Raw genomic sequence first — 6,071 nt, forward strand, 5'->3', positions numbered from 1 at the left:
GCCTGGGGATGGATGGCGAGCATCAACGAGCCCTCCTGGCAACACGGCGGCGCACACCCTCGAACCGCCAAGCGTAGGCTTTGATCGCCCAGCGTGCCACATCCCAACGACGTTCCGCAACCAAACAGCTAGTGGTCTGCCGCCGTGGCGATCGATCGATCTAGACGCCCATCCGAAGACGGTCGTGTCAATTGACGAAGGAGACCCAGGTGAACGCTGTCCATCAACCGGCAAATCCGTGTCATCCCGGCCTGTTCGTTCGCCGCAAGGTCTTCGAGCCGCGCAACCTCACCATCATGGAGGCGGCCGGACTTCTAGGCGTCACGCGTCACGCGCTGACGGATTTTCTCACCGAGAAGTCCCCTCTGACTGCCGACCTGGCTTTCCAGATCGAGAAGGCGTTCGGGTACAGTATGGAAATGATGATGGAGATGCAGAAGCAGTTCGACATCGCCGCCGTGCGCAGGCGCGAGCGGAATGTTCGGAACGACTCGATGGCCAAGGCTTGGTCTCAGGTCGCCGCGACACGGCTGCAGGTTGCCCAGACACGGGCCCAGACGCCTGAGCGAAAGCACGCCTTCGCGTAACGTTCGCACCTGGCGGATCTCGGCCAGGCATCCGGGATGCCGAACCTGTCGCGGCTGCGGGCGGGAGACTGTGTCCCCGCCCTTCAGGACCTCCGGCTGATCGCAAGAAACTCCGGAGCAGCCGTTAGGTTCGCGCAAGTCCGTGGACGGTCCAAAGACTTCCGACGCGCGCTGCATCGGCATTCGACGATGAAACAGAACATCGGCGCGACGAAGCTTTTGCCGCGTTGAGCCCGTCCGCAATGTGTACGGCGGGCAACAACGTTCTGCGCGCCGCCGGAAACCACGGATCCCGCACCCTGGACCATTGTCGGTTTGCGAGCCGCGGCATACCAGACCGCATGACAGTCTGGCGCCCCTCTCCGGAGATCCGCGTGAAGGCGCTGGGCCTGCCCTGGCGCGGGCGGCAGTTGCTCGTCGCCGAGGTCTATACCGACGACGGGCGCCTCAAAGGCGTGCGACCGCTCGGAGGCAGTGTGGAATTCGGCGAGTTGGCCGAGGCGGCGCTCGTTCGGGAGTTCCGGGAGGAGCTTGGTCTCACGGTGCGGGTCCTCGGTGCTCCGATCGTGATGGAGAACCTCTACACTCACGAGGGCAGCCTGGGCCACGAGGTGCTGTTCCTATTCCCGGTCGCCCTGCCGCCCGACCCGCTCGATACGCAGGAATGCATCGTCTTCCACGAGGATTCCGGCACGCCGTGCCTTGCCCGCTGGTACGATCTTGAGGCCCTCGATCGCGACGGCGGGCCCGAACTCTACCCGGTTGGGCTGAAGGCGCGACTGTTGGCCGAGCGGCGGTCGTAGGCGCGCGTGCGCGCGGCGCCTTCTCTGTCGGGCGCACGGCGCGGCTGCTAGACAGCACCGGTGGAGTCACCCGAGCCGAGTCCGCGTCCGTGCCATCGACTGTCGCTGCGTCCGCCCTCGATCTGATCGGCAACACGCCGCTCATCGCCCTCGATCGCGTCCATCCTGGGCCGGGCCGCATCCTGGCCAAGGCCGAGTTCATGCAGCCCGGCGGGAGCGTGAAGGATCGCGCCGCCCGCGCCATCCTGCTCGCCGCGCAGGCGGACGGCCGTTTGGCACCGGCGGCCCCGGTGGTGGAGATGTCGAGCGGCAATATGGGGGCAGGCCTTGCGGTGGCCTGCGCAGCGCTCGGTCATCCGCTGGTCGTCACCCTGTCGGCGGGGAACAGCCCGCAGAGGGCGCGAATGCTCAAGGCGCTGAGCGCGGAGGTCGTACTGGTGCCGCAGGTCGATGGCGTGCCGGGACAAGTGACCGGGGCCGATGTCGCGGCGGCTGCCGAGGCGGCGCAACGCCTGGCCGGTGAACGCGGCGGTTTCTATGTCGACCAGTTCCATGCCGCGGAGGGCGTCGCGATCCACAGGGAGACGACCGGCCCGGAGATCTGGGCGCAATGCGGGGGGCGGATCGATGCCTGGGTCGCCTCGGTCGGGACGGGCGCGACCTTCCTCGGGGTCGCCGCGGCGCTCCGGGCGCGCGATCCGCGCGTCGTCTGTGCGGCCGTGGAGCCCGAGGGCTGCCGGCCGCTGGCGGGTGAGGCCATCACCAAGCCGCGTCACGTCTTGCAGGGGACGGGCTACGGCAGCGTGCCGCCGCATTGGGATCCCGGGTTCATGGATCTGGCTGTCGCGGCGACCGACGACGAGGCCGTGCGATGGCGCCGGTTGCTGGCGACGCGGGAGGGCCTGCATGTCGGCTACTCGGCTGCCGCCAATGTCTGCGCCGCCGCCGCCCTGCTCGGCTCCGGCCGCCTGCCGGCCTCGCTGCGGGTGATCCTGGCCGAGGCCGGCTCCGAACGGTCCGCCGGCGGCGACCTGACGCCCTGGGCCCGGCAGGGCGTACTGCTCCTCAACAGCGCGCTCACCGTCGAGGCCGGCAAGGCCGGTGCGCATCTGCGTTATGGCTGGTCGGCGCTGACCGACGAGGCCGTCGCGGCGGTCTCGGCGCGTCCGGAGCCGGCGGTCTTTCTGCTCTGGGGCGCTCAGGCCCGCGCCCGGGTGCCGCTGATCGATGCGGCGCGCCACGGCGTGTTCGAGAGCGGGCACCCCTCGCCGCTCAACCGAGCCCGGGATTTCCCGGGCTCGGACCCGTTCGGCCGGGCCAACGGCTGGCTGGCCGAACGCGGGGTGACGCCGATCGACTGGCGCCTCGGCTGACCGGTCACTGCGCCGGCTTGACGGGCTCCACCGGCTTGGCGGGCTCTGCGGGCTTGACGGCCTCCGCCGGAGCCGGCGCGTCGGCGGCCTGACCGGCCGGCAACAGGACGTTCTTGGTGATGGAGCCCTCGGGCCCGTACTCGCCGGCCACCGCGATGCAGGCCTGATCGCGGTTCTGGGCCATCTGGTTCGACATCAGCGTGAACATGGTCTGGACGCGGTTGCCGAACGGGCCGCGCGGCTGGACGTCGTCCACCCGAACGTTCTGCTTCGCCAGCAGACCCTCAAAAGCCGCGTTGCCGATGCGGTAGCCGCAGACGTTCGAGGCGGCGAAGATGTAGGCGGCGAATTCGAGCGCGCGCGGCGACGGGGCGTTCCGGATCTGCGCCTGCGCCGGCAGGGCGGCGAACGTCGCGGCGGCGAGCGTCAGGGTGAGGGCTGTGGCGTAGGGGGCGACCCGGCGCGTGGGGCGGTTCATGGGACGTGTTCCTCGGTCCGGGGCGACCTCTTCCGGGCCGCCCGCGCGGAGCCGGACATAGGCCGGACCGGGCACATCGCCAATGCGACCGAATTCGCATGCAAATTGCGGTCGGCCGTTCATCATCGATTCGGCATAGGCGCAGTCGCAGGCGCCCGCGGGCCGGAAAACAGCCCAGTGTTCCGATGATCTGCGATCGTGAGACAGAGTGTTAACCGGCGCGCGTCACGCCAAGGTCCACCGTTTATCCACATCCAGGCGGTTCGCAGCGTATGTTTGGCGTGAACTCCACTGTCGCAGATGTCCCGGTCCCGACGCCGGTCCCCAATCCGGCCACCCGTGATCCCGACCGGCGCCTCCGCTCCGGCGGCGCTTCCGGGGAGAGGCGTCCGCCCCATCTGCAGGCCGCCCCGGCGATCTGCCCCAACCGGGTCGCGCATTGGGCCTACGGCGAAGGCCTCCGGGCCGGCTCGACCGTCGCGCTCCTGGTCCGCGACCTCGGCCAGTCCGAGGCGATGCGGCTCGGCCTGGCCCGGCTCGGGATCCGGGTCGTCGCCGTCGACGGCAGCCGGCGCGGCGAGGCCCTTGCCGACAGCCTGGCCCTCTCGGCCGCCACGCTGGTGATCGTCGATACCGTCCTGGCGGAGGCCTACGCCGGCGTGATGGGGCGGCTGCCCGCCTACCCGTCCGTGTGGTGGAACGGTCCCGGTGCGGACTTCGCCAGCCTGGATCTCGCCCTGGCCGAGCAGGATTGACGGGCGCTAACGGACCGAGGGGAATCAACCGCGCCGCGTGACCGCTGTTCCCCCCGGAAGGCCGTTCGGGCCACGGCCTCGGTCGCCTCCTCAACGCGACCTGAACCGCGCCAGCCAGTCACCGAGCGCCTCGTATCGGGACGGATCGTCCGGACACAGGCCGGCACCGCATTCCGCCACCGTGGACACGGCGTTGGCGAGGATCACGCTAACGAACAGCAGCAGGCAAGCCGTCCCGAAGACGCCGACCTCTTCAACTCGGTCCTGCGAGACCCGGTCGGCGGCCCCATTGCCCAAAAGCAGCACGCCGACGCCGACGATCATGGCCGCGAAGGCAATGAGGGCGAGCGTGTAGAAATGCAGACCGAACAGCGTCGAACCATAACCGCCGGTCCCGGGGACGACGTGCAGGGCGACCTGCCGGGCGGAGATGCCGGCGCCGGTGACCGCGCTCAGGATCACCACGCCGTAATGGGATGTTCGCGGGCCGAAGCGGACGCTGAGCGCGAAGCCGATCCCTGCCGCCGCGAAGGCAGACCGTTGCAGCAGGCACAGCGGGCACGGCAATTCGCCGAAGCGGAACTGGTACCCGAACGCGACGATCAGGATGGCGCAGCAGCCGAGCAACCCGAGGGCGTTGAGGGTTCGGACCTGGTGGGCGGTCATGGCGAGGCCCGTTCAGAAGTCGAGTTGAAGCGTCGAGGTGGCATGGGCGCCGAACAGCGCGATGGTGCCGGCCAGCGACACCAGCCACAGGCCGAGGGCGATCCTGCGCCGCCCCGCCAGGATGGCGGCCGCGCTTCCCGCGAACCCAATGAACGGCAGCACCATCATGGGCATCGACTCCGCGCAAGGACGCCGCGCACCGTCGCGGCCTCGGCGTCACCATACGAGCCTGCCTGGGTAACGGTCGAACCTTTCGTGAAGCCGCCTTGCCGGCCGGGTGCCATCGCGAAACCGCGTGCGGCCTGCTACCCTCCGGCCAAGCGACCGGCCCAGAGCGCAAGGGCGGCCGGCACCGGGAGATGTCGATGACCGCAGCCGTGACCTTAGCACCGTCCGACGCGACAGTCCCGGACGCCCCCGTCCTGCTGCGCCACGATGCCGACGGCGTCGCGACCCTCACGCTGAACCGCCCCCAGGCGCGCAACGCCCTGTCGATGGCCCTGATGGGCGCCCTTCAGGAGCAACTCGACGCGATCCGTGAGGATGCCGGGGTGCGCGTGGTGATCCTGCGCGGCGCCGGCCCGGCCTTCTGCGCCGGCCACGACCTCAAGGAGATGCGCGCCGATCCTTCGCGGGCGGCGACCGAGGCGGTGTTCCGCACCTGCGCCCGCCTGATGCTGAGCCTCACGCGCCTGCCGCAACCGGTGATTGCCCAGGTCCACGGCATCGCCACCGCGGCCGGCTGCCAGCTCGTCGCCACCTGCGACCTCGCGATCTGCACCGAAGGGGCCCGGTTCGCCACGCCGGGGGTCCAGATCGGCCTGTTCTGCTCGACCCCGATGGTCGCCCTCTCGCGGGCGGTGTCGCGCAAGGCCGCCCTGGAGATGCTGCTGGTCGGCGAGCCGATCGACGCGCAGGAGGCCTACAGGATCGGCCTCGTCAACCGCGCCGTGCCGGCCGCGGAACTGGACGGCGCGGTGGCCGCCATGGCCGAAAAAATCGCCGGGAAGGCCCGGCGGGTGCTGGCGGTCGGCAAGGAGGCGTTCGGCCGCCAGATCGAGATGGGCCTGGAAGAGGCCTACGGCTACACCGCCGAGGTCATGACCCGGAACATGATGATGGCCGACGCCCAGGAGGGCATCGACGCGTTCCTGACCAAGCGAACGCCGCGCTGGGAGCCCTGAGCCCGGCGCGATACGACGCAGGCCCCGTGCCGCGCGACGCGTAGGCTCCGGCCGTGCCCTGCCCTAGGATGAGGGCACACCCTGTCCTGCCGGTCTCGGCACGTCCTCGCGGAACGGCTGATGAGCACCCTCGACCTGTTCGGACTGACGCTCGCCTTCGTCGGCGCCATGCCGCCGCCCCGGCCGCCGCGTCCGCGGCCGGATCGTGCGACCTGGGCCGCGGCC

Annotated in this window: 8 protein-coding genes; 5 read left to right on the forward strand and 3 right to left on the reverse strand. The window is 70.2% G+C overall.

Going from position 1 to position 6,071, the window contains the following annotated elements; all coding sequences use genetic code 11:
• The first annotated feature begins 209 nt into the window (after positions 1 to 209).
• The 3 genes from FV228_RS18250 (at position 210) to FV228_RS18260 (ending at position 2,763) form a co-directional block, all read left to right on the forward strand.
• On the forward strand, positions 210 to 587 hold the full coding sequence (locus FV228_RS18250; RefSeq protein WP_238260047.1) for a HigA family addiction module antitoxin: 378 nt from the start codon (positions 210 to 212) through the stop codon (positions 585 to 587).
• A 341-nt stretch (positions 588 to 928) separates the two neighbouring features.
• Positions 929 to 1,390, forward strand: a complete 462-nt coding sequence (locus tag FV228_RS18255) for an NUDIX domain-containing protein (protein ID WP_147855924.1) — start codon at positions 929 to 931, stop codon at positions 1,388 to 1,390.
• An 89-nt stretch (positions 1,391 to 1,479) separates the two neighbouring features.
• Complete coding sequence (locus FV228_RS18260; protein ID WP_147855925.1) at positions 1,480 to 2,763, forward strand: pyridoxal-phosphate dependent enzyme; 1,284 nt, start codon at positions 1,480 to 1,482, stop codon at positions 2,761 to 2,763.
• Positions 2,764 to 2,767: 4 nt separating this feature from the next.
• Here the strand turns inward: FV228_RS18260 and FV228_RS18265 are convergent, their stop codons facing one another.
• Positions 2,768 to 3,241: a hypothetical protein gene (locus FV228_RS18265; protein ID WP_147855926.1), complete on the reverse strand. Its 474-nt coding sequence runs from the start codon at positions 3,239 to 3,241 to the stop codon at positions 2,768 to 2,770.
• Between the two features lie 272 nt (positions 3,242 to 3,513).
• On the opposite strand from FV228_RS18265, the gene FV228_RS18270 reads away from it, so the two are divergent.
• Entirely contained in the window at positions 3,514 to 3,996 is a 483-nt protein-coding gene (locus FV228_RS18270; RefSeq protein WP_147855927.1) for an AMP-dependent synthetase, read from the forward strand.
• Between the two features lie 90 nt (positions 3,997 to 4,086).
• Here the strand turns inward: FV228_RS18270 and FV228_RS18275 are convergent, their stop codons facing one another.
• Positions 4,087 to 4,662, reverse strand: coding sequence for a disulfide bond formation protein B (locus FV228_RS18275; RefSeq protein ID WP_147855928.1), 576 nt, complete (start codon positions 4,660 to 4,662; stop codon positions 4,087 to 4,089).
• A gap of 12 nt (positions 4,663 to 4,674) precedes the next feature.
• Positions 4,675 to 4,836, reverse strand: coding sequence for a DUF5993 family protein (locus FV228_RS33195; RefSeq protein ID WP_187277806.1), 162 nt, complete (start codon positions 4,834 to 4,836; stop codon positions 4,675 to 4,677).
• 191 nt (positions 4,837 to 5,027) lie between these two features.
• Here FV228_RS33195 and FV228_RS18280 point away from each other — a divergent pair, with 191 nt between their 5' ends.
• Positions 5,028 to 5,846 carry an enoyl-CoA hydratase gene (locus FV228_RS18280; RefSeq protein WP_147855929.1) on the forward strand — a complete coding sequence of 273 codons (819 nt, stop codon included), beginning with the start codon at positions 5,028 to 5,030 and terminating at the stop codon, positions 5,844 to 5,846.
• The last annotated feature ends 225 nt before the right edge of the window (positions 5,847 to 6,071 follow it).

The organism is Methylobacterium sp. WL18 (genome assembly GCF_008040015.1).
GTDB lineage: Bacteria > Pseudomonadota > Alphaproteobacteria > Rhizobiales > Beijerinckiaceae > Methylobacterium > Methylobacterium mesophilicum.

Bases quoted from the DNA above. Each gene is read 5' to 3' on its own strand.
- FV228_RS18265 (WP_147855926.1), bottom strand. From the start codon at position 3,241: ATGAACCGCCCCACGCGCCGGGTCGCCCCCTACGCCACAGCCCTCACC.
- FV228_RS18270 (WP_147855927.1), top strand. From the start codon at position 3,514: ATGTTTGGCGTGAACTCCACTGTCGCAGATGTCCCGGTCCCGACGCCG.
- FV228_RS18275 (WP_147855928.1), bottom strand. From the start codon at position 4,662: ATGACCGCCCACCAGGTCCGAACCCTCAACGCCCTCGGGTTGCTCGGC.
- FV228_RS18255 (WP_147855924.1), top strand. From the start codon at position 929: ATGACAGTCTGGCGCCCCTCTCCGGAGATCCGCGTGAAGGCGCTGGGC.
- FV228_RS18280 (WP_147855929.1), top strand. From the start codon at position 5,028: ATGACCGCAGCCGTGACCTTAGCACCGTCCGACGCGACAGTCCCGGAC.
- FV228_RS33195 (WP_187277806.1), bottom strand. From the start codon at position 4,836: ATGCCCATGATGGTGCTGCCGTTCATTGGGTTCGCGGGAAGCGCGGCC.